The sequence below is a fragment of the Aestuariimicrobium sp. T2.26MG-19.2B genome, assembly GCF_950101875.1.
Taxonomy (GTDB): Bacteria; Actinomycetota; Actinomycetes; order Propionibacteriales; family Propionibacteriaceae; genus Aestuariimicrobium; species Aestuariimicrobium kwangyangense.
In genome coordinates this window covers 1,211,344-1,238,112 of record NZ_CATNLW010000001.1, presented here as the reverse complement: position 1 = coordinate 1,238,112, position 26,769 = coordinate 1,211,344, and the positions used below count along the sequence as shown (strand labels likewise).

General features: G+C 69.2%; 19 protein-coding genes. 13 read left to right on the top strand and 6 right to left on the bottom strand.

What is annotated here, in order from left to right:
• Positions 1–7: 7 nt before the first annotated feature.
• From QQZ11_RS05470 to QQZ11_RS05450, 5 genes are all read left to right on the top strand, one after another.
• The gene (locus tag QQZ11_RS05470; protein WP_284549156.1) at positions 8–1,423 is read left to right on the top strand and encodes a hypothetical protein; all 1,416 of its coding nucleotides are present in this window, start codon (positions 8–10) and stop codon (positions 1,421–1,423) included.
• The gene (locus QQZ11_RS05465) at positions 1,420–2,349 is read left to right on the top strand and encodes a carbohydrate ABC transporter permease (protein WP_284549155.1); all 930 of its coding nucleotides are present in this window, start codon (positions 1,420–1,422) and stop codon (positions 2,347–2,349) included. Before QQZ11_RS05470 ends, QQZ11_RS05465 begins: the two co-directional genes overlap by 4 nt.
• Positions 2,346–3,221 carry a carbohydrate ABC transporter permease gene (locus QQZ11_RS05460; RefSeq protein ID WP_284549154.1) on the top strand — a complete coding sequence of 292 codons (876 nt, stop codon included), beginning with the start codon at positions 2,346–2,348 and terminating at the stop codon, positions 3,219–3,221. Before QQZ11_RS05465 ends, QQZ11_RS05460 begins: the two co-directional genes overlap by 4 nt.
• A gap of 41 nt (positions 3,222–3,262) precedes the next feature.
• A complete protein-coding gene (locus tag QQZ11_RS05455) occupies positions 3,263–4,135 on the top strand; it encodes a mechanosensitive ion channel family protein (protein ID WP_022908841.1) in 873 nt (290 codons plus the stop codon).
• A gap of 62 nt (positions 4,136–4,197) precedes the next feature.
• Positions 4,198–4,791, top strand: coding sequence for a nucleotidyltransferase domain-containing protein (locus tag QQZ11_RS05450; protein WP_284549151.1), 594 nt, complete (start codon positions 4,198–4,200; stop codon positions 4,789–4,791).
• 34 nt (positions 4,792–4,825) lie between these two features.
• Here the strand turns inward: QQZ11_RS05450 and QQZ11_RS05445 are convergent, their stop codons facing one another.
• Complete coding sequence (locus QQZ11_RS05445) at positions 4,826–5,965, bottom strand: glycerate kinase (protein ID WP_284549149.1); 1,140 nt, start codon at positions 5,963–5,965, stop codon at positions 4,826–4,828.
• Positions 5,966–6,040: 75 nt separating this feature from the next.
• Between QQZ11_RS05445 and QQZ11_RS05440 the strand changes: the two genes are divergently transcribed.
• The 6 genes from QQZ11_RS05440 (at position 6,041) to QQZ11_RS05415 (ending at position 13,352) form a co-directional block, all read left to right on the top strand.
• Positions 6,041–7,561 (top strand): CCA tRNA nucleotidyltransferase, encoded by a 1,521-nt coding sequence (locus QQZ11_RS05440; protein ID WP_284549146.1) that lies wholly within the window; start codon positions 6,041–6,043, stop codon positions 7,559–7,561.
• Entirely contained in the window at positions 7,540–9,666 is a 2,127-nt protein-coding gene (locus QQZ11_RS05435) for a DUF6049 family protein (protein ID WP_284549144.1), read from the top strand. The genes QQZ11_RS05440 and QQZ11_RS05435 overlap by 22 nt, the downstream gene beginning before the upstream one ends.
• A 64-nt stretch (positions 9,667–9,730) precedes the next feature.
• Positions 9,731–11,761 carry a protein kinase family protein gene (locus QQZ11_RS05430; RefSeq protein ID WP_284549142.1) on the top strand — a complete coding sequence of 677 codons (2,031 nt, stop codon included), beginning with the start codon at positions 9,731–9,733 and terminating at the stop codon, positions 11,759–11,761.
• Positions 11,758–12,342 (top strand): RNA polymerase sigma factor SigM, encoded by a 585-nt coding sequence (gene sigM / locus QQZ11_RS05425; RefSeq protein WP_284549140.1) that lies wholly within the window; start codon positions 11,758–11,760, stop codon positions 12,340–12,342. Before QQZ11_RS05430 ends, sigM begins: the two co-directional genes overlap by 4 nt.
• 1 nt (position 12,343) lies before the next feature.
• Positions 12,344–12,955 (top strand): hypothetical protein, encoded by a 612-nt coding sequence (locus QQZ11_RS05420; protein ID WP_284549139.1) that lies wholly within the window; start codon positions 12,344–12,346, stop codon positions 12,953–12,955.
• A gap of 139 nt (positions 12,956–13,094) precedes the next feature.
• Entirely contained in the window at positions 13,095–13,352 is a 258-nt protein-coding gene (locus QQZ11_RS05415; RefSeq protein WP_022908849.1) for a hypothetical protein, read from the top strand.
• A 330-nt stretch (positions 13,353–13,682) separates the two neighbouring features.
• On the opposite strand, the gene glpK is transcribed toward QQZ11_RS05415, so the two are convergent.
• Both glpK and QQZ11_RS05405 read right to left on the bottom strand, forming a co-directional pair.
• On the bottom strand, positions 13,683–15,200 hold the full coding sequence (gene glpK, locus QQZ11_RS05410) for a glycerol kinase GlpK (RefSeq protein ID WP_284549138.1): 1,518 nt from the start codon (positions 15,198–15,200) through the stop codon (positions 13,683–13,685).
• Positions 15,201–15,345: 145 nt separating this feature from the next.
• The gene (locus QQZ11_RS05405) at positions 15,346–16,086 is read right to left on the bottom strand and encodes an MIP/aquaporin family protein (RefSeq protein ID WP_084707654.1); all 741 of its coding nucleotides are present in this window, start codon (positions 16,084–16,086) and stop codon (positions 15,346–15,348) included.
• A 298-nt stretch (positions 16,087–16,384) separates the two neighbouring features.
• Here QQZ11_RS05405 and QQZ11_RS05400 point away from each other — a divergent pair, with 298 nt between their 5' ends.
• Both QQZ11_RS05400 and QQZ11_RS05395 read left to right on the top strand, forming a co-directional pair.
• Positions 16,385–17,272: a sugar-binding domain-containing protein gene (locus QQZ11_RS05400; RefSeq protein WP_084707655.1), complete on the top strand. Its 888-nt coding sequence runs from the start codon at positions 16,385–16,387 to the stop codon at positions 17,270–17,272.
• A gap of 282 nt (positions 17,273–17,554) precedes the next feature.
• A complete protein-coding gene (locus QQZ11_RS05395) occupies positions 17,555–19,411 on the top strand; it encodes a glycogen debranching N-terminal domain-containing protein (protein WP_284549136.1) in 1,857 nt (618 codons plus the stop codon).
• A gap of 8 nt (positions 19,412–19,419) precedes the next feature.
• Here the strand turns inward: QQZ11_RS05395 and QQZ11_RS05390 are convergent, their stop codons facing one another.
• The 3 genes from QQZ11_RS05390 to QQZ11_RS05380 form a co-directional block, all read right to left on the bottom strand.
• The gene (locus QQZ11_RS05390; protein WP_284549134.1) at positions 19,420–20,655 is read right to left on the bottom strand and encodes an Nramp family divalent metal transporter; all 1,236 of its coding nucleotides are present in this window, start codon (positions 20,653–20,655) and stop codon (positions 19,420–19,422) included.
• Positions 20,656–20,719: 64 nt separating this feature from the next.
• Complete coding sequence (locus QQZ11_RS05385) at positions 20,720–23,155, bottom strand: beta-galactosidase (RefSeq protein ID WP_284549133.1); 2,436 nt, start codon at positions 23,153–23,155, stop codon at positions 20,720–20,722.
• Complete coding sequence (locus QQZ11_RS05380) at positions 23,152–26,601, bottom strand: GH36-type glycosyl hydrolase domain-containing protein (RefSeq protein WP_284549131.1); 3,450 nt, start codon at positions 26,599–26,601, stop codon at positions 23,152–23,154. Before QQZ11_RS05380 ends, QQZ11_RS05385 begins: the two co-directional genes overlap by 4 nt.
• Positions 26,602–26,769 lie beyond the last annotated feature (168 nt).

Genomic DNA, 26,769 nt, shown 5'->3' with positions numbered 1-26,769 from the left:
GGACCGCGTGGGTGCAGGGCGCCTCGCCGTCATGGGGGTGGCCGGGGCCATCGGGTTGAGCGTGGTCCTCGCCGCCTGCAACCCGGCGGCCAGCCGACCGGAAGCCGGATCCACGGGGTCCAGCACCGCAGCGAGCGGCTCGAGCACCGGGCCCTTCACCAAGCAGCCGAACGGCAGTTTGCGGATCAGCGGCTTCAACCCGTCCGATGAGGTGGGCAAGTCGCGCAGCGACTACGCCGCCTCCCAGTCCGCCGGTGTCAAGGTCAGTCAGGACACCACGAACTTCGATCCGCAGAAGTTCACCGCCCAGGTCGCGTCGGGCAACGTGCCGGATCTGATCCAGGCCGATCGTGCGATCATCGCCACCTTGGCCGACAAGAAGCTGGTGATGCCGCTCGACCAGTGCTACTCCGTGTGGGGCGTGAAGCCGACCGAGCAGTACTACCCCGCCGCGATCAACGACCTCACCTACCAGGGCAAGGTCTACGGCATCCCGCAGTTCTTCCAGGCCAGCATCATCATCGGCAACGACACGGTCCTCGGCCAACACGGCCTCAAGGTCAGCGACCTGGACACCTCTGACCCGGAGGGACTGGTGAAGGCCGCGGCCACCATGACCAAGAAGCAGGGCAACAAGCTGACCACGGAGGGGTTCGAGGGTGACATCCCCGGCAGCGCCGCCCTGTGGCTCAAGGTCTTCGGCGGGGGGATGTACGACAAGGACGGCAAGCCCACCCTCGACACTCCCGAGAACGAGAAGGCGCTGACCTTCATGAAGCAGCTCTCAGACGCCCAGGGCGGCTACGCCACCATCAAGTCCTTCAAGGATGCCCAGGACGTCTTCGGGGACAACAACGCCTACGTCGCTAACCAGGTCGGGGCCCAGGTGTGGGCCCAGTGGTACGTGAACGTGCTCACCAACACCAAGGACAAGGTGAAGATCTCGGGACAGGTGATCAAGGACAACCAGGGCAAGCCGCTGGGATTCGCTGGCGGGTCGGCCTTCGCCATCCCTAGCAAGGCGAAGAATCCCTCGGCCGCCTGCGCCTGGGCGGTCAATGCCACCTCGACCAAGGCGTGGGACGCAGCCGCGCAGGCGAGGCTGCAGACGGTGAAGGAGAAGAAGGGGCTGTTCACGGGCCTGTTCACCGGTTCCCCCGTGGCTGACCAGCAGATCCGCTCCGCCTACGTGAAGCCCACGGGCAACGCCGGCTTCGACCAGACCATCGAGACCACCTACGCGGCGCTCGAGAACACCGTCTCGACGGGCTCCTCGCCGGTGGGGCAGCAGGCGTCCAATGCGCTGAGCAATGCCGTCCAGAGCGCCCTCACAGGTTCGGCCTCGCCGTCGGCAGCACTCAAGCAGGCCCAGTCGACGGCGATGGAGGCGTGGGCCCAGTCCGCAGCAGGCAAGGGCAAGTGAGCACCACCGCCAAGCGACGACGGCGGGAGAAGTACCAGTGGCGTGAGGCTGTGGCCGGCTACCTGTTCATCCTGCCCTGGCTGATCGGCCTGGCCGTGTTCACCGTCCTGTCGATGGGCTGGAGCCTCAGGCTCAGCTTCCAGCACTACGACCTGGCCACCGCCACGGGCACGTCGGCAGGACTCGACAACTACCGCCAGTTGTTCAGCAACCCGCGGGTGGCGACGGCCCTGGGCAACACCTTCACCTACGCCCTGATGGCGGTACCCGTCGACATCTGCTTCGCGCTGCTGTTGGCCATGCTCCTGAGTCATCAGCGTCGGTTCACCGGTCCCTTCCGGGTCATCTACTACCTGCCGAAGATGACGCCGCCGGTTGCGACGGCGGCGGTGTTCCTGCTGCTGCTCAACGGCCAGTACGGGGCCATCAACCGCTTCCTCGGCTGGTTCGGCGTCGACGGGCCGACGTGGCTGGTCGACCCGCACTGGGTGAAGGTGTCGATCGTCATCATGACGCTGTGGGCCGTCGGGGGCACGACGGTCATCCTGCTCGCGGCCCTGCAGAACGTGCCCCGGGAACTGTACGAATCGGCCCAGGTCGACGGCGCGAACGGGCTGGCCCAGTTCCTCAGGATCACGGTGCCGATGATCAGCCCCACCCTCTTCTTCCTCGTCATCACCAACACGATCGGGGCGTTGCAGGTGTTCGACCAGGCATACCTGCTGTTCTACCGGGACGGGAACGCGGCCGCCCCCGACGCCGCGCTGTTCTACGGCGTCTACCTCTACCAACAGGCCTTCCAGCAGTTCAATTTCGGACTGGCGGCCGCCATGTCGTGGCTGCTGTTCGCCATCATCATGGTGATCACCGCGGTGCAGCTGAAGCTGGGGAATCGCTTCGTCCACTACGAGGGAGGCAATCGATGAGTGGGCCGGGGCTGAGCCCTTCGTCGGCTCTGGGACGCCGCTCCGCGGGGGTCGTCCGCCTCGTCCTGCTGCTGGCCTTCGCCGCGATGTTCCTCTACCCGTTCGCCTGGCTGTTGTCTGCGTCGCTGAAGCCGCGAGGTCAGGTGTTCGACAACCGGATCCCTCCTCGTACCTGGGTCTTCGGCAACTACGTGGAGGTCTTCCACCAGCTTCCGCTGTTGGCCTGGGTGTTCAACTCCGTGCTCATCGCCGTGCTCGCCGCCACCTTGGTGACGCTCTCCAGTTCTGCGGTGGCCTTCGGCTTCGCCTACTTCCGGTTCCCGGGACGCAAGGTGCTGTTCGGTCTGCTGCTGGCGACCATGATGCTGCCCGGCGCCGTCACCCTGATCCCCAACTACCTGATCTGGAAGTGGCTGGGCTGGTTGGGCACGAACGTCCCCCTGTGGGGAGGCACTCTGTTCGGCTCGGCGTTCTACATCTTCTTGATGAGGCAGTTCTTCCTCGGAGTCTCACGAGACCTGTTCGAGGCGGCCCGGGTCGACGGTTGTTCCTACTTCGGCCTGTTCTGGCGCATCGCACTGCCGCTGGCCAAACCTTCGGCCATCATCGTGTGGCTCTTCGAGTTCCAGGCCTCCTGGAACAACTTCCAGGGCCCCCTGATCTACCTCAACTTCGGAGACCCGTCCTCGTACACCGTGCCGCTGGGCATCAGCTACGCCATGACGATGTACTCCCCCACCGCCGGCGGTCACGGCGACTACCAGTACGTGATGGTCGCCTCATTGCTGGTCACCCTGCCGATGTTGGTGATCTTCGCCTTCGCCCAGCGTCACTTCATCGAGGGGATCGCGGCAGGCGGGGTCAAGGGCTGACCGACGCCGCGTCCTTGATGCGATGCGGTTGAATGAGGCACGTGGTGCTCGAAACATGGTGGCAGGTCTCGACCGGCAAGCTGATCCAGGCGGCGGTGGTGCTGCTGGCCGCCGCACTGGTCCGTGGCCTGGCGGTGCTGGCCGTCCGCAAGTCGATCGACGGCATGGTGCAGCGCACCCAGGCGAGGCTCGAGGCACAGACGACCCGCCGCACCATCGTTCCGGCTGCGTGGACGAGCGCCCGCCAACTCGCCCGCACCCGCACGCTCGGGTCGATGCTGAGCTCGACCATCACGGTCGTGGTCGTCACCATCGCCGCCCTCACCCTGATGAGCATCTTCGGGGTGCCGATGGGGCCACTGCTCACCTCGGCCGGTGTCGGAGGAGTGGCACTGGCGTTCGGGGCCCAGTCACTCGTCAAGGACTACCTGACCGGCATCTTCCTGATCGCCGAGGACCAGTTCGGCGTCGGTGACGTGGTCACTCTCGGCGCCGTCACCGGCACCGTCGAGGAGGTGACGCTGCGGGTCACCCGCGTCCGTGACGGCAACGGGCAGGTCTGGTACGTGCGCAACGGCGAGATCGTCACCGTGGGCAACACCTCCCAGGGCTACTCCAACGCGCTGGTCGACGTCGCGGTGCACTACACCGCCCAGGCGGAGGCGGTGATCGCGATCGTCCAGTCGGTCGTCGACGAGTTCGACGCCGACGAGACCTGGTCGAAGCACCTGCTCGAGAAGCCCACGGTGCTGGGCGTGGAGTCGATCCAGGGCGAGACCATGACGATCAGGGTCGCCGCGAAGTGTCTGCCCAACGAGCAGTGGGGGGTGCAGCGAGAACTGCGTGAGCGGTCGAAGCGGGCGCTCGACGAGGCGGGGATCCGTGGCCCCGGACTCGCGTGGCCACGCCACTGAGCTTTCGGGTCGAGCGGCGTTGGGTCGAGCAGGGAACGAACCGGACCTGACAGGATGGCGCCGTGAATCACAGTGCAGACGCCGACGACAGCGACCTGACCGGCTCGGACGAGGTCACCGAGCGCTCCCAGGGCATCTCGGCCGAGGAGGTGGCAGCCATCGTCGACCACCTGGAGTCGTCCGGGGTGACCTACCAGGTCAACGGTGGCTGGGGCGTCGACGCCCTGGTCGGGCGCCAGACGCGGGAGCACTCCGATGTCGACGTGTTCGTCGACGGCCTCGCCTTCGAGCAGGTGGCCGACTGGCTGCTGGCCCGCGGTTACGTCGAGGAACAGGACTTCATGCCGGTGGCCACCTGGTTCGTGCAGGTGACCGAGGACCGCATCAACCGCGTCGACCTGCACCCGATGGTGCTGGACGACGACGGCAACGGATACCAGTCGGGCGAGCTCGACCGGTACTTCCACCACCGGGCGGACCAGCGCACGACCGGCACCATCGCCGGCAGGCCGGTCGTGGTGGGCAACCGGGAACATCTGGTCAGTCTGCGGAAGGGCTACCCGCCGCGTCCGGTCGACCTGCACGACCTGATCGAGCTCGAGAAGTTGCGCGGGCTCGAGGTCGGACGAGTCGACCTCCCGGGCCACACCGACTGACGCCGGGCCGGGGCAGTCCACACCCAGACGGTGGTCAGCCGGGGGCCAACCCGAGGTCGCGGACGATGGTGGCGGCCGCCAGCTCGAGCAGCGGTCCGGCCTCGGTGAGGCAACGCTCGAGCGAGGGTTCGAGATCGGTGAGGGCCACGGCGCGCGCGAATCCGGCTGCGCGCAGTTGGCTGTCGCTCAGCGATCGGCGTCCACTGAGCACTCCCACGGGTACGCGGTGTCGGGCGGCGAGGTCGGCCACGCCCACCGGCGCCTTGCCTGCCAAGGACTGATCGTCGAGCGACCCCTCACCGGTCAGCACCAGGTCGGCGCCCTCCACGGCCGCGTCGGCACCCGACCAGTCGAGCACCACGTCGACCCCCCGACGCATCCGCCCACCGAGCACGAGCAGGGCCCACCCCGCACCGCCGGCCGCGCCAGCCCCCGCACGCTCACGTGCGCCTCGCCCCTGCGCACCCTCCAGCAGGTCGGCCAGCCGCGCGAGCTCCTGGTCAGCGCGGTCGACGTCCTCGGTGGTCAGCCCCTTCTGCGGGCCGAACACGTGCGCCGCCCCCGAGGGGCCCAGCAGGGGGTTGTCCACGTCGCTGGCCACCACCACCTCGACCTGCCCGAGGCGCGGGTGGAGCCCGGTCGTGTCGACGCTGGCGAGTCGGGCCAATCCGTCCAGGCCAGGAGGCACCTGCCTGCCATCCTCGTCGAGGAGGTCGACTCCCAGCGCCTGCAACAAGCCCGCCCCACCATCGGTGGAGGCCGATCCACCCAGCCCGACCACGAGCTGGCTGCAGTGCGCGTCGAGGGCGGCGGCCATCACCTCGCCGAGCCCGCGGGTCGAGGAGCGTCCAGCGGCGAGAACCGTTCGCCCGTCGGGGCCCGGGGGCAGGCGCAGGAGACCGCACGCGTCGGCCAGTTCGGCGACCGCCACCCCGTCACGCAGGGCGAAACCGGACTCGACCGGCTCGCCCGTGGGACCGGTGCAGGTCACGGGATGCCACTCGAAGCCGGCCGCCCGGGCGGCGTCGAGGGTGCCGTCACCCCCGTCGGCCACGGGGAGGGTCACCACGTCGGCACCCGGCAGCACCGACCGGGCACCCCGGGCCACCCGGGCATTCGCCTCGACCGCCGTCAGCGAGCCCTTGAACTTGTCCATGGCGACCACGACTCTCATGAGGTCATTCTCCCGGTTCCACCCGCCACGGGGTGATTCAGCGCCGCCGGGACGGTCGAACTAGACTTGCCCCTCGTGTCCCTCGCTCCCGCCCAGCAAGCCGCCATCGACGACCTGATCTCGTCCACACCGGTGATCAGGCGGCTGGGTGACCTGTTCGCCGCCGCGGGCCACGAGCTGTACCTGGTCGGGGGTTCGGTGCGCGACGTGCTGCTCGGGCACCTGGTCAACGACCTCGACTTCACCACCTCGGCGCGTCCGGGGCAGACCGAGAAGCTGCTCAAGCAGGTTGCTGACCACGTGTGGGACGTCGGACGCGAGTTCGGCACCATCACCGCCAGGGTCAGCGACCCGGCGGCCCCCGCCACCGCAGACCCTGCCGACCAGCCCCACGAGGCCGAGGCCGGTGCGGACCGACACTGGCTCATCGAGGTGACCACCTTCCGAGCCGACGCCTACCGCTCGGACTCGCGCAAACCGGAGGTCAACTTCGGCGACTCGATCGACGACGACCTGGTCAGGCGCGATTTCACGGTCAATGCCATGGCCATCGCGGTCTCGGATGACCACCCCACCTTCGTCGACCCGCACGGGGGACTGGCAGACCTGGCGGCGCGCCGCCTGATGACGCCGTTCGCCCCGGAGCGGTCGTTCTCGGACGACCCGCTGCGCATGATGCGCGCCGCGCGGTTCGCCAGCCAGCTGGACTTCCAGCCAGCAGGTCCGGTGATCGCAGCCATGACCAGCATGGCGGACCGCATCGAGATCATCTCGGCCGAACGTGTGCGGGACGAACTGTCTCGGCTGCTGCTCACCGCCCAGCCCGCCCGCGGTCTCGACCTGCTCTGCACCACGGGCATCGCCGACCACGTGCTGCCGGAACTGCCGGCGCTGCGTCTGGAGGTGGATGAGCACCACCGCCACAAGGACGTCTACCAGCACTCCCTGATCGTGCTGCAACAGGCCATCGAGCTCGAGCAGGCCCGCGGCCACCGTCCCGACCTGGTCAACCGCCTGGCGGCCCTGCTGCACGACGTGGGCAAGCCGTCCACCCGGCGGTTCGAGGACGACGGCCGCGTCTCGTTCCACCACCATGACGTGGTCGGGGCGAAGCTGGTCCGCAAGCGGCTGAAGGCGCTGCGATTCTCGTCCGAGGAGGTCAAGGCGGTCTCCAAACTGGTGGAGTTGCACCTGCGCTTCCACGGTTACTCCGATGGCCTGACCGGCGAGAACGCCGGCTGGACCGACTCCGCGGTCCGGCGCTACGTGCGCGATGCCGGCGACCAGCTCGAACACCTGCACATCCTCACCCGGGCCGACTGCACCACCCGGAACCAGCGCAAGGCGACCCGGTTGCGCCGTGCGTACGACGACCTTGAGGCCCGCATCGACGACCTGTTCGCCCGCGAGGAGCTGAATGCGATGCGCCCCGACCTCGACGGCACCCAGATCATGGCGTTGCTCGACCTCGCTCCGGGCCCACAGGTCGGGCGGGCCTACCAGCACCTGCTCGACCTGCGGATCGAGAACGGTCCCCTCGGCGAGGAGCGCGCGACCGAGGAACTGCGCCGCTGGTGGGAGCAGCAGGAATCCTGACCGACCGCGGCAACTACGATGAGCGGGTGACCCGCCCCTCCAGCGCCGACGGCAGTGCCCGACGCTGGGTGAGCGCTGCTGTGGGGCTGCTGCTGGTGGTCCTCGCCACCCTCGCAGGCTCCCCGCCGGCCCATGCGGACGACCCGATCGAGGTGGCCATCACGTTGACCTCGGTCTCCCCGCAGGTGGTGCCGAAGGATCCTGCGGCCCGGATCATGATCTCCGGCGAGGTCGTGAACACCTCCAAGGTCGCGATGAAGGGGGTGCAGGTCTCGTTCTGGCGCTCCCGCGACCCCATCTCCACCACCGCCGAACTGCAGCAGGCCGCCGCCAGCCCCTGGGACGTCCCCTTCGGTGAGCGGATGGGCGTCGACGGCACCGAACCCGACCTCAACCTGTTCAACATCACCACCGAGAACGAGCCGAGCTTCGGCCCCGGCGCGAAGGCGACCTTCACCGTCAGCGCCCGGGTCGACCAACTCGACCTGGGATCAGTGAGCGCGGACGATCCCAGCGGTGGCGTGCGCCTGGTGGGGGTCCACGTGCGCGGTACGCCCGCCGGAGGCACCAACCACACCGTGGGCAGGGCGCGCGTCTTCATGCCCATGTCGGCGCCCACCTCCGTCGACCGCGCGTCCATCGTGGTGTTGACCTCGGCCCCGTCGATGTTGCCCGACGGGACCTTCACCGACACCCACCTCGCCGGCGAACTGGGCGGCCGGTTGGGTCGACTGTTGGCCGAGGCGGCGCAACCGGGCGCCACCGTGCTGATCGACCCCTCGCTGTACGACGAGTTGACGGCGATGACCTCGGAGGGCGGTTACCGCCTCTCCAGTGGGCAGGTGACCACCGAGGGGGCACAACAGGCCAGTGACTTCCTGCTCGGGTTCGGGGCGTTGCAGTCGGTCAACACGGTCTACCGCCTGCCCTTCGGCAATCCCGACCTCGCCCTCGCGCACCAGTTCGACCAACCCGAGGTGGTCAGCCGGGCGGCGGCAGCCCTGCCCGCGAACCATCCCCTCAGTGGGTTGCCGGTCGCCGTCGTCCCTGACCGCAGCGTCGACTCGTCCATCGTGTCGTTCATCGCGCCCCTGCATCCCACGTTGCTGGTGCTCCGGAACAATCCGGGGCCGGAACGCCAGCAGGTGGGCGACCTGATGGTGGTGCGCACCGACACCCGGCTGGGGTTGGGCGGACCCGGGCCAGCGCCCAGCTCCACCGATCCGCAGCGGGTGGGCCGGGCCCTGAGTGAGCTGCTGCTCGATCCCTCACCCCAGATCGTCACCCTCTCCGACCAGGTACTGCCCGCCGTCGATCGCGCCATTCGTCCGCTCTCGACGCTGGTACCCCTGACTGCCCTGGAGGCGAGCTCCGGTCGGGTCGTGTGGCCGAATGCGGTCAAGGGCAATGTCGTCTCCGCCGACTGGTGGGCGCAGCTCGACACCACCGCACAACGGCTCACCGACGCCGGCGACCTGCGTGGTGATCTGGCCACGGGCAAGCGGCAGGCAGCGGCCGCCACCTCGCGAGCGGCCGCCTCCAGGTTCACCGCCGAGTCACGGGTGGCCTACCTCAGCGCCGTGCGCGGACTCATTCCCAGCATCGACAGCCAGAACGTGCGCATCGTCAGCGCCGAGAAGTTCGTCGTCTCCGAGGCCACCACCCGGTTGCCGATCACGGTCACCAACAACACCGACCAGCCGGTGGCGGTGCGCGTGGTCTTCATCTCCGAGAACCCACAGCGCATCTCGCTGCCTCCCACCGACGTGGTGACGGTTCCTCCCCACGGTTCGCACGCCTTCACCTTCACCGTCGAGGCCCACACCAACGGCGCCCTCACGGTCCGCGCGCGGCTCGAGACCTCGACCGGGGTGCCGGTGGGCGTCGAGCACCGATTCATCCTGACCGCCAACTCCCTGGGCCGGATCGGCTGGATCCTGATGGTCAGCTCGGGACTGGTGGTGTTGGCCGCGACCGCGCTGCGCATCCGTCAGGTGCGTGGCGAGCGCGGACGAGCCTCCCTCCCCGCCGTGGCCGGCGCACCGTCGGGTAGCGGCGAGGGGTTCGTGACCCCCCCTGACCTGGGAACACGCCCGCACCCGTGACCACCCAAACAGACCGCCGCCCAGCCATACTGGGGACGACCACCGGCAACCCGAGGACGCACCCATGACCCCACCTGACAACGCCCCCGGGCGGAGCGGGGACGGCTCCGGTGACTCCTGGGCGAGCGCGGACCGCACCGACCAGCAGGGCTACGTGCCACCGCAGTGGGACTCGTGGTCCGACCCGCCCGAGGCCTTCCCAGAGTTCACCCATCGCCCGCCCCGGGAGGGGCGCGCGCCGGATGAGGGTACGGTTCCCCCGCAGCCGGAGTCGTCGGACGATGAGGCGACCGAGGTCTTCCATGCCTTTCCCTCCCACTCTGGTCAGGGGCATCCGGGCCAGTCGCGTCCGGGCCAGGACGCGAGCGTGTTCAGCGGCACTGCGGCCACCACCGGGTCACTCGCGCAGCCTGACCCCTCGGACGAACCCACCGATCATGACCTGCCCGTGGGACTGCCCAGCGTGCGCGTGAACCAGATGATCGCCGACCGGTACCGGCTCGAGGAGGAGCTGACCCAGCGCCACCAGACCCTGACTTGGCGCGCCTTCGACACGAAACTGTCCCGGGCGGTGCTGGTGCACGCCATCGCGGCCACCGATCCGCGCCGCCATGCCGTGCTCGAGGCGGCCCGCCGGTCGGCGATCGCCACTGATTCGCGATTCCTGCGCGTGCTCGACGCCGTCTCGGACGATGCCCAGGACGGCACCTACATCATCTGCGAGTACGTGCCGGGGGAATCCCTCGAACGGCTGCTGGCTCAGGGACCACTGAGCGTGCTGGAGGCCGCGTGGGTCGTCCGCGAACTCGCCGATGCCCTGACCCCCATGCACGCGGCCGGTCTGTTCCACGGCATGCTCACCCCCGACACCGTGCTGGTCACGGCAACCGGCAGCGTCAAGATCGTCGGATTCCTGATCGATGCTGCCCTCGCCCCGGACGGCCATCCGACCGCCGCATGGTCGGACCGCGAGGAGGCCGATGTCAGGGCTCTGGGGCAGTTGCTGTACGCCTGCCTCGTGACCCGCTGGCCCACCATGGACGAGTCCGACCGCACGTGGTGGGGCCTGCGCGCGGCCCCCTTCGATGCGAAGGGATGGCTCACCCCCCGACAGGTGCGCGCCGGCGTCTCGCCGGCCCTCGACCAGGTCTGCGACCAGATCCTGCACGAGCGACCCAGGCTCGGCGGCGCTCCGCTGCGTTCCGCGGCCCAGGTCGACCAGGCACTCTCCCGGGTTCTCGGAACCGCTGAGGCCTCCGCCGACCTGGAGCACCGGGTACGCCACCCGCAGGCGCGCTCCGGCATCGATGACACCCTCAGCGACCTCACCGGCACCGGGCGGGTGCCGGTCGCCGCGGTCGGGGCCGCACCGACCCCGAGGTCCGCGGACACGCCCGACGAGTTGGAGGCCGGTCCGTCCACGCGTCTGCTCCCCGCCCATGACGGCGTCCACGGGCCGGACCACCCACGGACTCGTCCGTCGACCTCGCGTCCATGGCTGCGAGTACTGCTGGTGCTGGTGCTGGTCAGCGTCGTCGTGGGACTGGTCGCCGTTGCGCTCCACCGGACGGGCAAGCCGGGTGCAGGGCCGGTCACCACGCCTTCGCCCTCGGCCGCCAGGACACTGCCGATCTCCAAGGTGGACGACTTCGACCCGACCACCGACGGCGGCAACGACGAGGAGAACCCCAACCAGGTGGCCTTGGCTTGGGACGGCAAGCCGACGACTGCGTGGACCACCCTCACCTATCGCGGGAACCCGAAGCTGGGCGGGCTCAAGCCCGGGGTCGGTCTCGTGGTCGACCTGGGACAGTCGGTCACCGTCGGCAGCGTCCGGGTCACCCTGCAGGGCAGCCCCACGGCCATCGCCGTCATGGTGCCGCAGGGCAATGCGGCCTCGGTCACCGAACCCGACATGTCGAGCGTGAAGAAGTGGCGGCAGGTGGCCGTCAACGGTGAGGCGGGAACCTCGGTGACGCTGAGCCCAAGCAAGCCGGTGACCACCCGCTTCGTGCTCGTCTACCTGACCTCCCTGCCCAAGGTGGACGCGGGGCGCTACCGGGCAGGCATCTCGGAACTCCAGGTGACCACGTGATCTCGCTGCTGCACGAACTGGCCGAGATCACCGACGCCGACCTGTTGGCCCGACACGTCGCCGGTGACGAGCACGCCTTCGAGGTGCTGTTCACCCGACACCGTGACCGCCTCTGGGCGGTCGCGCTGCGCACCATGCGCAACCCGGACGAGGCTGCCGACGCCCTGCAGGAAGCGATGATCTCGGCCTTCCGACGAGCCGACTCGTTCCGCGGACAGGCTGCGGTCACGACCTGGCTGCACCGGATCGTGGTGAATGCCTGCCTCGACCGCATGCGCCGCAACAAGGTGCGCGCCACCCAACCGATGCCGGACAACCCCGACCACGATCCCACCCTGGCCGTGGCCGGCGACCTGCAGGACGAGTTCAGTGACAAGGAGACCGCGGCCGACGTGGCCCGAGCCCTGGCTTCGATCAATGCCGACCAACGGGCGGCGCTGGTCCTGGTCGACATGCAGGGCTACTCGGTGGACGAGGCAGCCGCCATGCTCGGTTGCGCGCCAGGCACCGTCAAGAGTCGTTGTTCGAGGGGACGAGCCAGACTGGCTCCCCTGTTGGCGCACCTGCGCGAGGATGGCTGAGATGACCCGCCCTGACCACGATCCTGCACCCGGTTCCGGCCCGATCCCCGACCGGGACGCCCGATCCGACCGCGGCCCGAAGATGCCCTCCGAGGCGGATGCTGCAGGACTGGCGAGTCGTCCGATCCTGGTGACCCGCACCGACCTGCTCGAGGCCGAACCGCTGCCCCCGCTCAAGAGCCCACGAGAACGCATGCTGCGGGCGCTGGTGATCGTGGTCGTCTTCGGGGTGCTCGGATTCCTCGGCGGACGTGACACCTGGTGGTTGATCTTCGCCGGGGTGGTCGTGTGGGGCATCTACTGTGCCAGCGTGTGGTGGGACGCACGAGCCTTCGTCCAGGCCAAGGGCCGCACCCTGGCCGTACGCAACCACCTACGGATGCATGAGATCGACGCCGCGGACGTCGCCGGGGTGCGCTACCAGTTCAACGGACGACGACCCGACTTCACGGTGCAGACCCGGCAGGGGAAGTCGATCTGGGTGCCCTGCTCCCGTCTGGAACGGGGCCACTCGACCTTGTTCGCATGGGTGGGATGGTTCGCCCCGACCGCGGAACTCGACCAGAAGTCGCAGCGCTACTTCGACCACCTCGTCGCCGAGAAGCTGATCTGATGCCGCCGACAGCCGGGGAACCAGACGTCGGTCGGTGCTCGTCCAACAGGGCGAGACGCTGCTCCGTCCGACCCCCGGCTGGTCACCGAGGCCTCGGTGCTGGGGGCCGGACGTGGCGACGCGAACCGTCAGGAGAATCATGAGCACGAACGCTGACTGGGTCGGTGAGGTGCTGGGCGCCGAACCCACCCCTGCCATGCCGGACGAGGTGCAGGCCCGCATCGTCGCCGCCCTGCGCGACGAGGTTGCCCACCGCAACGCCGGCGAACTCGCAGCGGAGGCCAAGCAGGCCTTCGACGAGGTCGACCGCCGATCGTCCCTGGGGAGCTTCTCGCCCAATCCCCCCAGCCACTACGACAAGCCGGGGCTGGGGATGCGCGAGCTGAAGGACGCGTGAGCGCCCACTGGTTCCGTCGTCCCTGTGTGCCCGCGTTTCGTCCCCACGGGCCCGGGTTTCTTCCCAGTTGCCCTGGTTCCGTCCCAGTTGCCCGCGAACGGCGCACTTGCCCTGCCCCCGAACGGGGGCAGGTGCACCGCACGAGGGCAACGGGTGCGGTTCTGGGGCAACTGGTGCGGTTCAGGGGCAACGGTGCGCTTCGGGGGCAAGTGGTCTGGTCCGTGGGCATCAGTACGGAGCCCGACACAGGGATCGGCCCCCGCCACCCGAAGGTGACGAGGGCCGAGCCGCTTGCCTGTCGTGCTCACCCGCTCCCGCGGGCAGCCGAGCTCACTTCACGTCGTCGTCGACCCAGTCGAAGGTACGCGTGACGGCCTTCTTCCACAGGCGGTACTGACGGTCGCGGTCCTCGGGGTCCATGTTGGGCTCCCAGCGCTTGTCCTCGGCCCAGTTGTCGATGACGTCCTGCTCGCCCGACCAGTAACCGACGGCGATACCGGCGGCGTAGGCGGCGCCCAGCGCGGTCGTCTCGGCGACCACCGGACGAACCACCGGCACCCCGACCATGTCTGCCTGGAACTGCATGAGGGTCTCGTTGGCGGTCATGCCACCGTCAACCTTGAGCTCCTGCAGCTTGGCACCCGAGTCGGCCTCCATGGCGTCCAGCACCTCGCGGGTCTGGAAGGCGGTGGCCTCCAGCACGGCGCGGGCGATGTGGCCACGGTTGACGTAACGGGTCAGGCCCAGGATGGCGCCACGGGCGTCCGACTTCCAGTAGGGAGCGAACAGACCCGAGAAGGCGGGGACGAAGTACGCGCCGCCGTTGTCCTCGACGCTGGCCGCCAGTTCCTCGATCTCGGGAGCCGACGAGAACATCTTCAGGTTGTCGCGCAGCCACTGCACCAGCGACCCGGTCACCGCGATCGATCCCTCGAGGCCGTACACGGTCTCAGCGTCGCCGATCTTGTACACCGGAACCGTCAGCAGGCCGTTGGTCGAGGGGACGATCTCGTGCCCGGTGTTCATGATCATGAAGCAGCCGGTGCCGTAGGTGTTCTTCGCCATGCCCTTCTCGAAGCAGGCCTGACCGAAGGTCGCCGCCTGCTGGTCACCGAGGATGCCGGCGATCGGCACACCCGGGAGCAGACCCTGGGATCGTCCCTCGCCGTAGACCTCGGAGCAGGACTTGATCTCGGGGAGCATGCTCATCGGGATCGTCATGTCCTTGCAGATCTCCTCGTCCCAGCTGAGGGTCTTGAGGTCCATCAGCATGGTGCGGGAGGCGTTGGTGATGTCGGTGATGTGCAGGCCACCGTCGACGCCACCGGTCATGTTCCACACGACCCAGGAGTCGATGGTGCCCATCACGAGCTTGCCTGCCTCGGCATCGGCGCGTGCGCCCTCGACGTTGTCGAGCACCCACTTCACCTTGGGGCCACAGAAGTAGGTGGCCAGGGGCAGACCGACACGATCGCGGTACTTGTCCTGGTTGCCGCCGCCGAGCTCCTCGACGATCTTCTGGGTGCGGGTGTCCTGCCAGACGATGGCGTTGTAGACGGGCTCGCCGGTCTCCTTGTTCCAGACAACGGTGGTCTCACGCTGGTTGGTGATGCCGACCGCGGCGATGTCGTTGTGGTTGACCGAGGCCTTCGACAAGGCCATGCCGACGACCTCGCGGACGTTGTCCCAGATCTCCTTCGGGTTGTGCTCGACCCAGCCGGCGCGCGGGAAGATCTGCTCGTGCTCCTTCTGGCCCGAGGCCACGATCTGGCCGGAGTGGTCGAAGACGATCGCTCGCGAGCTGGTGGTTCCCTGGTCGATGGCCAGGATGTACTTGGTGTCGCTCATTGACTCTGTTCCTCTTCCTTGAGTGAGTGTCGTGCTGAGTGAGGGTTGTGGTTCGAGTTTCCGTGCCGTCTGCCCTCGGGTCGGCGGCTCGGAGGTGGTGCCGGTCGCTGCCGTCACAGGTCGACGGCAACGGTTGGTCGTCCGGTCAGGGAAGCAGCACGTGGCTCAGGGCACCGGCGAGCAGACCACCGATGATCGGGCCCACGACGGGAACCCAGGAGTAACCCCAGTCGGAGTGGCCCTTGCCCTTGATGGGGAGCAGAGCGTGTGCGATGCGGGGTCCGAGGTCACGGGCGGGGTTGATGGCGTACCCGGTGGGGCCACCGAGGGAGGCGCCGATGCCGACGATCAGCAACGCGACTCCGAGCGCTCCGAGCCAGCCGAGGTTGGCAGGGCCGGTCTCACCGTTGGAGCTGAACTTGCCGGCGCCGATGACCACGAAGACCAGGACGAAGGTGCCGATGGCCTCGGTGATGACGTTCCACATGTAGTTGCGGCTCTCGGGGCCGGTCGAGAAGACACCCAGCTTGAGGGCGGGGTCCTCAGCGGCATCGAACTGCTCCTTGTAGGCCAGCCAGCACAGCACGGCGCCGAGGAAGGCACCGACCATCTGGGCGGCGATGTAGGTGAGAACGGTGCCGACCGACATCTTCACCCCGGAGGCGAGCAGGCCAAGCGTGACGGCCGGGTTGAGGTGACCGCCGGACTTGTACGAGACGAGAACACCGGCGAAGACTGCAAGTCCCCACCCGAAGTTCACCATCAGGAAGCCGGTGCCCTTCCCCTTGTTGAGGGGAAGGATGTTGTTGGCGACGACGCCGCCACCGAGGAGGAGCAGCATCGCTGTGCCCACGACCTCGGAGAGGAAAATTGTTCCCACGGGAATCTCCCTTCGGTGCCTCAGCACCTGTGAACGCGCCTGGGGCGCGGGTCAATGCGGATGATCGGAACGGATCGATCGGGGTGAGCTGCACATCGCTGTGGGGCCCGGGTGGCGAGTCAGGGAGATTGGCAGTGGTGCCCACCCCCATGGCGCGACACCATGATGTTGCGCTCAGTCAATCGACTGTTGCACGATTGCGCCATGCTCCTGCACGAACGTGCAGGTGCACCCCAAGGGGTGAGCGAATTTGTCCGACGAGCTCTATTCGGTGGCCCAGCTCTATTACGTGCAGGGCGAGACGATGGACTCCATCGCGCGCCAGTTCCGCACGTCCCGATCCACCATCTCGCGACTGCTGAAGGAGGCCCGCGAAACAGGGGTGGTCGAGATCCAGGTGAGGGAGCACGACTCGTCCTCGGGAACGCTGGCCTCGACCCTGCGCCAACTGTTCGGGGTCAAGGTGACGGTGGTGCCCGTCAAGGGCCAGGCGACCGAGGTGATGCGGCTCGACCGCGTGGCCCAGGTCGCCGCGCACCAACTGAACTCGATGGTGCTGGACGGCCACACGGTCGGTGTGGCCTGGGGGACGACCCTGGCCGCCATCGTCAGTCACCTCAACCCGCGGGAGCACTCGGGGGTGACCCTGGTGCAGTTGAACGGCGGTGCCAACGGCATGACCACCGGCATTCCCTACGTGAGCTCGATCATGGCCCGGATGGCCGAGCTGTGGGATGCCCAGATGCTGTTGTTCCCGGTGCCCGCCTTCTTTGACTACCCCGAGAGCCGGCAGGCCATGTGGCGCGAGCGCAGCGTCCAGAGCGTCCGCGCCGTTCAGCGCTCCGCCGACGTGGCCGTCTTCGGGGTCGGGAGCATGACCGCCGGGGTACCGAGCCACGTGTACTCCGCCGGTTACCTCAACGAGGACGACATGGTGAGCCTGCGCGCCGACAAGGTGGTCGGCGACATCTGCACGGTGCTGTTGCGCGAGGACGGCTCATGGCGCGACGTCTCGCTCAACCAGCGGGCGTCGGGCCTCACCCCCGGTGAACTGCAGGCGATCCCGCGCAGGTTGTGCGTCGCGGCCGGGGCGGCCAAGGCACTTCCCCTGCTGGCCGCGCTGCGGGCCCGGGCCGCGACGGAGGTCGTGGTGGACGACGCGGCCGCCCGGGCACTGCTGGAACGCCTCTGAGAGTGGGCGCCGCCGCCGAACCCCCTCAGGCGCGACCGGAGCGGAGCAGAACCTGCAGGACGTGCATCTGAATGGTCGATCGCGTCCCGAATGGGCTGGGATGGGCGGTTCAGGTGCACTGGCTGCACTGCCCACGCCACCGCGCGAGCCACGCCCTGGCCACGCCCTGGCCGCGCCCGGCCGGAGGGTCGGGGTGGAGGGCTGGAGGGGCCGGGGGCTGGCGCGCTGGCCGCATCACCTGAACTGCCCGTGCGCCCCGTCACGATGTGGAACGCTCGAACCATGAACCAGCCGTACCTGCACGCCGACGTGTGCGTGCTCAATGCTCCCCTGCAGGCGTGGTCCCAGCGTGACGGCCAACTCACCGGTCAGGGAGCACAGGGTGTCTACGTCGGTGACGAGCGGGTCATTTCGCGGCTCCTGCTCGAGGTGGCCGAACGCACCGTAGCACCCACCTCCACCCACGTGCCGGGTGGGCCGACAGCCCGGTTCCACGCCATCGTCCGCACACCCGAGTACGGGGTCGACCCGGCGATGTGGCTGCAACGCACCCGTGAGGTGAGCAACGACACGCTCACCGAGACGATCACCGTGCGCTCCTCGGCCACGGTCGAGACACCGCTGGGGCTGGTCATCCGGTTGGTGCCCGACACGAGCACCATGGAACAGATCAAGCAGGGTCTCGCCGGGGCACCGGTCGACCTCAGCACGCTGGCCCGAGAGGGCGAGGGGTTGGTCTGGTCATGGCGCGACGACTCCACCAAGGCCTCACTGACGGGCCCCTTCGAGGTCGAGGGCTCCGAGCTGGTGGCCCGGGTCACGGTGCTCGTCCCACCACGCGGTGAAGCAAGCTTCTCGTTCACCCTGTCGGTCACCGACACCGGCGCACCCTTCGGCGCCACCACCGCCGCTCCCCTGGAACTACCGGAGACCCGCTCCGAAACGGCACTCGACCGGCTGCTCACCACCAGCCTGCGTGACCTCAACGGGCTCCGGATGGCCGAACCGGACCGTCCCGACGATGCCTTCTTCGCCGCCGGTTCGCCCTGGTACTTCACCCTGTTCGGCCGGGACTCGCTGATCAGCGCGAGGTTGGTGCTCGACCACGACCCGTCGATCGCTGCCTCGACCCTGCGCGTGCTGTCGCGCCGTCAGGGCACCGCCACGAATGTCGACACCGCCGAACAGCCGGGCAAGATCCTGCACGAGGTGCGCCGGGTCACCCTGAACCTCGACCAGACCACGAGCCTTCCGCCGGAGTACTTCGGGACCATCGACGCCACTCCCCTGTGGATCATGCTGCTGGTGGACCTCGCCGCCACAGGCGAGGACGTCCGAGAGTTCGAACCCGCCCTCAGGGCGGCGCTCACCTGGCTCCGTGACCACTCCGACGCCGATGGCGACGGCTTCCTGGAGTACCGCGACGAGTCCGGGCACGGCCTGGCCAACCAGGGGTGGAAGGACTCCGGTGACTCGATCCGCTGGGCGGACGGATCGGAGGCGACGGCCCCGATCGCCCTCTGCGAGGTGCAGGGCTATGCCCATGCCGCCGCAGTCGGCGCCGCCGGACTGCTCGAGAACTGGGGCGATGACGATGCCGCCGCCGAGTGGCGCGAATGGGCCGAAGCGCTCAACCGCCGCTTCCGGGAACACTTCTGGGTCGCCGACGAGCTGGGCGCCTACCCTGCCCTCGCGCTTGATGCCGACAAGAGGCCCGTCGACGGGGTGGCCTCGAACATGGGACATCTGCTCGGCACGGGCATCCTCACCAGCGACGAGGCCCGCACCGTCGTCGACCGGCTGCTGCACGAGTCGATGTCGTCCGGGTATGGCATTCGCACCCTGTCGACGACGAACGCCGGCTACTGGCCGATGGGCTACCACGTCGGATCGGTCTGGACCCACGACACCGCCTTCATCATCGACGGCATGCTGCGCGAGGGTTTCACCGACGAGGCGGAGCAGGTGGCGGCCGAGTTGCTGCGCGCGGCCGAAGGCTTCGAGTTCCGGATGCCCGAGCTCTACGGCGGGCAGCCGTCGACGGAGATCTTCCCTCCCCACCCCTACCCGGCGAGTTGTCGTCCGCAGGCGTGGGCGGCGGCCTCGGCCATCGTGGTGGCCAGAGCCCTCGCCGACTGACCCGACCCTCAGCCCAGCAGGGTCAGCACCAGCAGCGCCACGTTCAGGGTCACGATCGCCGCGGCCACCAGCCACGCGAGCCACGTGAGTGGACGAGGGTTGGCGAACCCTCCCATCACCCGACGGTCGCTGGTCAACCGCACCAGCGGTACGAGTGCGAACGGCACTCCGAGGCTCAGCACCACCTGCGAGAGCACCAGCGCCCGGGTCGGGTCGAACCCGGAACCGAGCACCAGCAGGGCCGGTACAAGGGTCACGAGCCGGCGCCAGACCAGCGGTACCCGCACCCGCAGCAGTCCAGCCATGATGGTCGCGCCGGCGTACGAACCCACCGACGTCGAGGCCAGTCCCGAGGCCAGCAATCCGATGCCGAACATCAGCGCGATGACCGGACCCAGTGCCTCGCCGATGGCCGCGTGGGCGCCCGGGATGGTGTCGGTCCCGCCCACCCCCTGCAAGCTGGTGGCCGCCAGCACCAGCATGGCGATGTTGACCGTTCCCGCCACCACCAGCGCAGAGACGACATCGACCCGGGTGGCGTGCAGCAGCCGCGGCGTCTCGGCTGGGCTCGGAACCACCTGGAAGTGGTCGCGGGTGAGACCCGAGTGCAGATAGATGGCATGCGGCATCACGGTGGCCCCGAGCATGCTGGCGGCGAGCAGCACCGAGTCGCGTCCGTCGAACCGGGGCACGACTCCCGCGGCGGCGCCCGGCCAGTCGATGGGTGTGATCACCAGCCCGGCGGCGAAACCGACACCGATGATCGCCAGCAGACCCGCAACCACGAACTCGAAGCGGCGCTGCCCCCTGGACTGAACCAGCAACAGCACCATCGACACCGCCCCCACGACTAGACCCCCGACCAGCAGGGGAAGCCCGAACAGGATGTTCAGCGCGACCGCTCCGCCGACCACCTCGGCCAGGTCGGTGGCCGCCGCGACCAACTCGGCCTGGGCCCAGTAGGCCAGTCGGCCGCGCCGTGGCAGCCGGTGCCCGATCAGCGACGGCAGGGTCTCACCGGTGACGAGTCCGAGCTTGGCCGACAGGTACTGGATCAGCACCGCCATCAGGTTCGCTGCCACCAGCACCCACAACAGCAGGTAGCCGTGGTTGGCGCCGGCCGTCAGGTTGGCGGCCACGTTCCCGGGATCGACATAGGCGATGGCCGCCACGAACGCGGGGCCCAGCGACCACCACAGCCCGCGCCGAGGGCGGGACGAAGGGGTGGTCACGGTCGAGGTCACAGGCGAAGTCTGCCCCACGGCCCGTGCCCGGGCGTTGACCTGCGCGGGCGACGACGCGAAGGGATCAGCCCGGTGTGAGGGTCACCGTCAGCGAGTCCTCGTCCACCACGGCGCTCGCCCCGACGACCTGCAGCCACCAGCCAGGGTGGGTCGCGGACCTCAGTGGCTCACCGAACTTCAGGCGCACCGTGCCGTCGTCCGCACGCGTTGACCCGATGACCTCGGCGTTGGCCGTGAGCCTCGCTCCCGGCAGGCCGAGCGGTGACAGTTCCAACCCGAGCGGCAGCATCCAGCCGGTGTAGGGCTTCAACCTCAGGTGCTCCCCGACCACGGCCCGGCCGTTGAGGGAGACCTCGGCATCCATCTCGTAACCGGAGATGTTCCACAGGTGCAGGATCCGCGACTCCCGGTCCGAGAGGGTGGTGGTGCCGAACAGGCCGGGGAACTCGGAATCCAGAACCAGGCCGCGCGAGACGCCCAGTCGATCGAGGGCTCGTCCGAACCAGGTGGGCAGGCCCGGCAGCTCGGCGGTGAACAGTACGACCCGTCCGGCGCCGACGGCGACGTCGAGCCCGCACGCGTCGCCCGAACCGGCCAACGTCAGCACCACCTCACCGCGGGAGACCTGAAACGGCTGCGCCCAGCCGACCCGCACCTCGGCCTCGGGCGCCGCCCAGCCTTGGGAGACGACCGAGGGATGGGACCGGTGGCCCTCGCTCACGGGCTCCCCCGGCCTCACTCCCAGGGCGTCGGCGAGGATCGTGCACGGACGACCGGCCAGGTCGAACTCGGGCATCCGTCCCAGCAGCAGCAACGACCCGCCGCGTTCGCAGTGGTCGACCAGCCAACGCTGGGTCGACTCCGCCAGGTGCTGCGACACGGCGCACATCACGGTCACCGGCCGTCCATCGACCTGGCGGGCGAGGTCGCGCTGCACGTCGACGGCGTCGAACCGGTGGCCGCGCATCATGGCCGGGCGAGCCAGGGCGCGCCGAGGACCCGCTCCGCGCCAGCGCGCCAGGTCGGCCACCACGCGGGTCATCACGGCCGAGTGGGGATGGGCGTACTCGGTGGCATAGGAGTCGAGGACCAACCCCAGGGAGAGGTCGTCGAGTTCCTCGGTCGAGGTGCCCAGCCAGGGTTCCATCGTCCGGGCGAGGTGGGCCGCCCGCGCGGTGGGGGCGAACGTCGGTCCCCGCGTGCCCTCCGGTGTGATCGGCGCCGCGAACCCGTGGCGTTCACCGGTGAAGGCGATCCGGTCGTTCCCGTCACCCACCGGGGTCTGCAGGGGCGGGTTGATGCCTCCGGCCATCAGGTAGTAGTTGAGCATCCGATTGCCCTGGGCGAGGAAGAGCCGGGTCTTCAACTCGACCGTGTGCGGGTCGTAGTTCTGGTCGAAGCCGCCCCCGTAGTCGCCTGTGCCCGCCTCGAACTCCAGCGAGGTGATCGGCTGGTCGGCGTCATGGACGGCCGCCTGGTAGGCGTTGAGCACATACAGGTCGGGGGTCGTCCCGAGGGTGAGGTTGCCCACGTAGTGGTCGGAGCCCGAGAGGTATCCGGGGCGTCGCGCGTAGGTGTCGACCAGTTGCGAGATCCCGATGGGGAACGGCTGCCCCGAACCGTCGGCGGTGCCGTGGATGTTGACCAGGAAGGGGACGCCGACCACGCCCGACTCCTCGGCCATCGCGCGCAGGGCGTCGACGTAGCGGGCGAATCGTCCCCGCATGAACGCGGCCAGGTCGACCCGCAGGTCGCCGGCCCACCGCTCGTCCGGGGATCGGACGGCCTCGTTCCAGGCCGCGTGGTCATCCGGATCATCGTCCAGCAGACCCGGGTACCGCTCGCTGGCCTGCTCCCCGTGTCGATGGCGCACCCAGCCGCGGAAGTCGTCCAGCAGGTGCTCGGTGAGGTCTGGGGAGTTGGTGACCCAGGCCAACATGCCGATCTCGTTGTCGAGTTGCACGGCGATCACGGGGCGCCGTGGGGCTTCGGGAGCGGAGCCGCCACCGGCGGTGTCGACGTGCAGCCTCGCGGCCAGCACGGGCATCACCGCCTCGTACCACCGCCTGGTCTCGGCCAGGAAGGCCGGCGCCAGGTAGTCGACCGTCGCGGTCGTGGACGGTTTCGCGTCCCATCCCACCGGGACGATTTCGGGGTGCTCGCGGTACAGGCGGTACGGGAGCCCCTCGTTCTTCAGCTCCGCCATCTGGAAGGGACCGGGTCGGGCGATGAACCAGAGCCCGCGGTCGGCGCACAGGTCGATGAAGGCGCCGACGTCGAGTTGAGGGTCGGTGCGTCCGGTGACGTCGAGGGAGCCGTCGGCGAGTTCGTGCACCAGCCACGGGATGTAGCTGGCCACCGTGTTGCACCCCGACTCCACCAGCAGGTCGAGTCGTTGCTCCCACTGGTCGCGGGGGACCCTGAAGTAGTGGATCTCGCCGGCCACCACCACCCGCGGTTCACCGTCGACCAGCAGCCGACGCCCACGCGCCTCGATCACGCCCCGACCTCCACCACGACTGCAGCCCCGGCACGGAACGGCGCCGCCTCGACCGACCATCCCGGCGTCCGGTAATGGTTGTCGAGAGGCTGACCGACCATGGGCTGGCCGTCGACGGTCACGGCTCTCACCCCCGCACCGGTGCCGCGCACGCGGTAGGTGACGGTGAGGTGCCCGTCGGTGACCGGCACCCTCGCCACCAGACCGTCGAGGGCCGCCGGCAACACGGGGTCGAGCTCGACCCGGTCGCCCCGTCGGCGCACCCCGAACAGGTTCTCGGTGACCAGACGCAGGAACAGTCCTGGCCCCGAGGAGTAGATCCGCCATCCGCCCTCGAGCGGCACCTCACCGGCCATCAGGTCCGGGTAGCGACGCTCTGCCTCCCAGCGGTCGGCGAAGTCCGCGTCGGAACTGGAGTAGTAGCAGGTGGTCTGCCGCGGACGAGCCTGCGGCAGCCGGTCCGTCAACGCAGCCGGGCACACCAGCAGCAGGGCACGCCAGAACTCCTCGGCGCGCCCCATGGTGGCCAGGGCCTCGGCGTAGCGCAGGTGTGCATGGGTGTACATCAGTCCGATCTCCCGGCCCCAGAAGGTCGCACCCTCGGCGCGCTGGAAGATCTCCATGGGCCCACCGCGGTACTGGGCCGGACGATCGAACAGGCGGGCCCCATCGGGACCGAGCAGGTGGTCGGCGATCAACTGCAGGTGGTGATCGGCCTCGTCCGGGGTCAACTGCTGGCCTGAGATGGCGTGGATCCAGGGCAACACACCGTGGGTCAGTCCGGTGCGGCTGTCGCGGGGGTGCACCAGCAGTTCCACGGGCCCACCCGGGGTGTGCCCCGGTTCGGGGAAGACGCCGTAGCCGGCCAGTTCCCCGTCGACCAGCAGCAGTTCGCGCAGGTCGTGGAGGGTGGCACCGGCGAGGCTCGCGGAGCGCTCGGCCAGGCCGAGCAGCGCCCGGTCGTCGCCGGCGACCCCTCGCACACCCTCGGCGAGGTGCCGCAACGCCTCGGTCTGCAGCACCGAGGTCCATGTCGAGACCATCTGGTGGGCCAAGGCCGGGTCGGCCGGCTGGAGCGAGTCGTTCCAGTCACCGTGACCGTACGCCGGCAACGAGGAACCCGGCACCAGGTGTTCGCCGATGTGATCCAGGGCCCGTGACAGGTGCTCGGCCACGGGGCGCGGTCCGGTGGGCCCCGCCTCGCCCGAGAACGGCACGAGTACGTCCAGGAAGTCGCGGTCACCGGTCAGTCTGAGGTAGTCGCCCACGGCCAGCACCGGCCAGAGGACCACGTCGCCGTGGCTCTCGAACTGGGCCCAGCGCCCACCCGGGGGCAGGAAGTCGAAGGCCTGCGGCCAGTCGCCGCGCTCGTTCTGGGCGGCGAGGAGGTCGAGCAGGGTCGTGCGCTGGGCCTCGTCCGCGGCCAGGGCCGTGAGCAGCCCCACCGGGCCCTGGCTGACATCACGCGTGCCCCAGCCACCCCCGGAGAACTGCTCCAGCCCGCGCGGGCTCAGGTGGTGGATCAGCGCGTTGTGGGCGAACCAGCGCAGCGTCGAGTCGAGCACACCGACCTCCCTGCCGGCAATCGCGTCCGGGCCCAGGGCCGGGGGCGTGACCCCCAGGCGCGTGGTCACGGTGCGCCAGGGGTCGGGCAGGTGATCGGCGGCCGCCCGGGCCAGTTCGGTAGCGACCACGTCGAGGGTCAGCGACAGGTCGATCTCGGTGACCGCCCCGAACTCGGCCACCAGCCAGGGCTGGCGTCGGCTGACCCCGTCGTCGAAGAGCAGCTCGTCGCCCCCGAAGGCGGCGGCGCCGTCGGATCGCCAGTGGGAGGTGAACGACCGGTCACCGAGGGCCACGGTCACGCCGGTCCCGTCGGGGGACTCGGTCACGTCCACCTCGAGCGGGGCCGGCACCTGACCCAGGTCGTCGCCCAGGGCGACGTGGCAGGCGACCAGCACGCGGCTGGGCGAGCCCTCGATCACCCGCAGCGTCAGCGGCAGGTGGTGCCGGTCGGTGGGCGCCTCGGCGATCACCTCGAGCAACAGGTCATCGGCCCGGTACAGCCAGCGGGCGCGGTCGGGACGCAGGGCCCACGCGCTGGGCTCGACCAGCAGTCGCGCGCCTTCGCCCCGGTCGATGAAGATCCGCAGTCCGTGCGCCTGCATCAATCCCAGGTAGGTGCGCCTGGCCGAGATGGCCACCCCTTGGTTGACGTGCCCCTGCGAGACCTGCGAGGCGAAGACCCCGGCCATCCACACCGTCGAGGTGAGCAGGTCGGTGTCGGGGGCCAGTGCGCTCCCGGTGCGCAGCATGTGACCGTGCGGACGAAGCACCGCCCGCTCCTTGGCGGCCAGGGTCACGACCTCCGCCTCGGCACCCTCACCGATCTGGAAGGACCACAGCCCTCCCTTCGGGTCGGACTCGACCAACGCCCGATCAGCGCCGAACAGCCGGTGGACCTCGGGCTCGTCCAAGTCGTCGCAGACCAGCGGCGGATGGTCGAACAGGCTGGTCGCGGGTGCCTCGGGCTCGCCGGTGTCGGGGTCCCTGCGGTGGCGTCCGTCACCCACGAGATCGTCGGTCGCACCCTGCGCCAGCCCCTCGGCGAACACGAACGCAGCCTCTGCCAGGGAGCGGTCGGCCGAACTGGTGGCGGCCGGGTGGTCGGGCACCAACACCCCGAAGAAGCCACTGGTGGTTTGCCGACCGGGCACCAGGGTCAGTGGGGCAGCACCGAGGGCGACGAGCGTGTGTTCCCCCTGCAGGCGACGCGAGGGCAAGCCGCCCGAGAGGTCGAGTCGTGCTCGTCCACTGGCGGTCGAGGTGAGCTGGCGGCCATCGGTGGCCCACTGTTCACCGACCCCCAGGGCTCCGATCAGGGCCCACGGCACCTGCTTGCCGGGCATGTTCTGGCGGACGGCGACCGCGGTCCCGTGGTCGGGCAGCTCGACGGGAGTGAGGTCGAGGTACTGGCTGACGTAGAACTCGTTGAGGCGCAGCACCTCGTAGGGAGCCAGTGCCACGTCCTGGGTGTGCAGCAGCGAGACCTCGACATTCTCGACCCCCTCGACCGCCAGCCCCACGCGCCAGACCCAGGCCAGGACGTCTGGCGAGAAGTGGAGTGACACGCGGTACCGCACTCCCAGTGCGGTGCCGGTCACGACCGGCGGCTCACCCTGGACCCGGGCACCCGTTCCCGATCCGAGCAGCGGCACGACCAGGTCGTCGCGCCGCAACCAGAGGTTGCCCAACCCGGCCTCCAGTTCGCTGGCCGGGTGCTGCAGCAGGCTCAGGCCCGCGACGTCAAAACGGCTCAGGGCACCGGTGGAGGCGAATTGCGCAGACATGTCCTGACAGGTCAGGAAGTGCGGGACCCCACGGCCCTGCTGAGGTCGCACGGCGGGGGGTGGGCCGGCCTCACTGCCGGTGCTGTCGATGCTCACCCCGTCGTGTCTACCGACCATCTGGGCTTGTCGCAAGCGATTCAGCGATGAATCCCCGCGAAAGTGACCTCGCTTGGAATCACGATTCGTGATCTTTCATGAAAGTGTTTTCACGCCGACCGTGAAAGCCATTTACATGTGGACGATCGCTGTCCCCGGGGGATTTCT

What these genes read in the sequence shown, in the direction of transcription:
- QQZ11_RS05445 (WP_284549149.1), bottom strand. Translation starts at nt 5,965, where the DNA reads ATGAGAGTCGTGGTCGCCATGGACAAGTTCAAGGGCTCGCTGACGGCG.
- QQZ11_RS05420 (WP_284549139.1), top strand. Translation starts at nt 12,344, where the DNA reads ATGACCCGCCCTGACCACGATCCTGCACCCGGTTCCGGCCCGATCCCC.
- QQZ11_RS05430 (WP_284549142.1), top strand. Translation starts at nt 9,731, where the DNA reads ATGACCCCACCTGACAACGCCCCCGGGCGGAGCGGGGACGGCTCCGGT.
- QQZ11_RS05395 (WP_284549136.1), top strand. Translation starts at nt 17,555, where the DNA reads ATGAACCAGCCGTACCTGCACGCCGACGTGTGCGTGCTCAATGCTCCC.
- QQZ11_RS05415 (WP_022908849.1), top strand. Translation starts at nt 13,095, where the DNA reads ATGAGCACGAACGCTGACTGGGTCGGTGAGGTGCTGGGCGCCGAACCC.
- QQZ11_RS05460 (WP_284549154.1), top strand. Translation starts at nt 2,346, where the DNA reads ATGAGTGGGCCGGGGCTGAGCCCTTCGTCGGCTCTGGGACGCCGCTCC.
- glpK (WP_284549138.1), bottom strand. Translation starts at nt 15,200, where the DNA reads ATGAGCGACACCAAGTACATCCTGGCCATCGACCAGGGAACCACCAGC.
- QQZ11_RS05400 (WP_084707655.1), top strand. Translation starts at nt 16,385, where the DNA reads ATGGACTCCATCGCGCGCCAGTTCCGCACGTCCCGATCCACCATCTCG.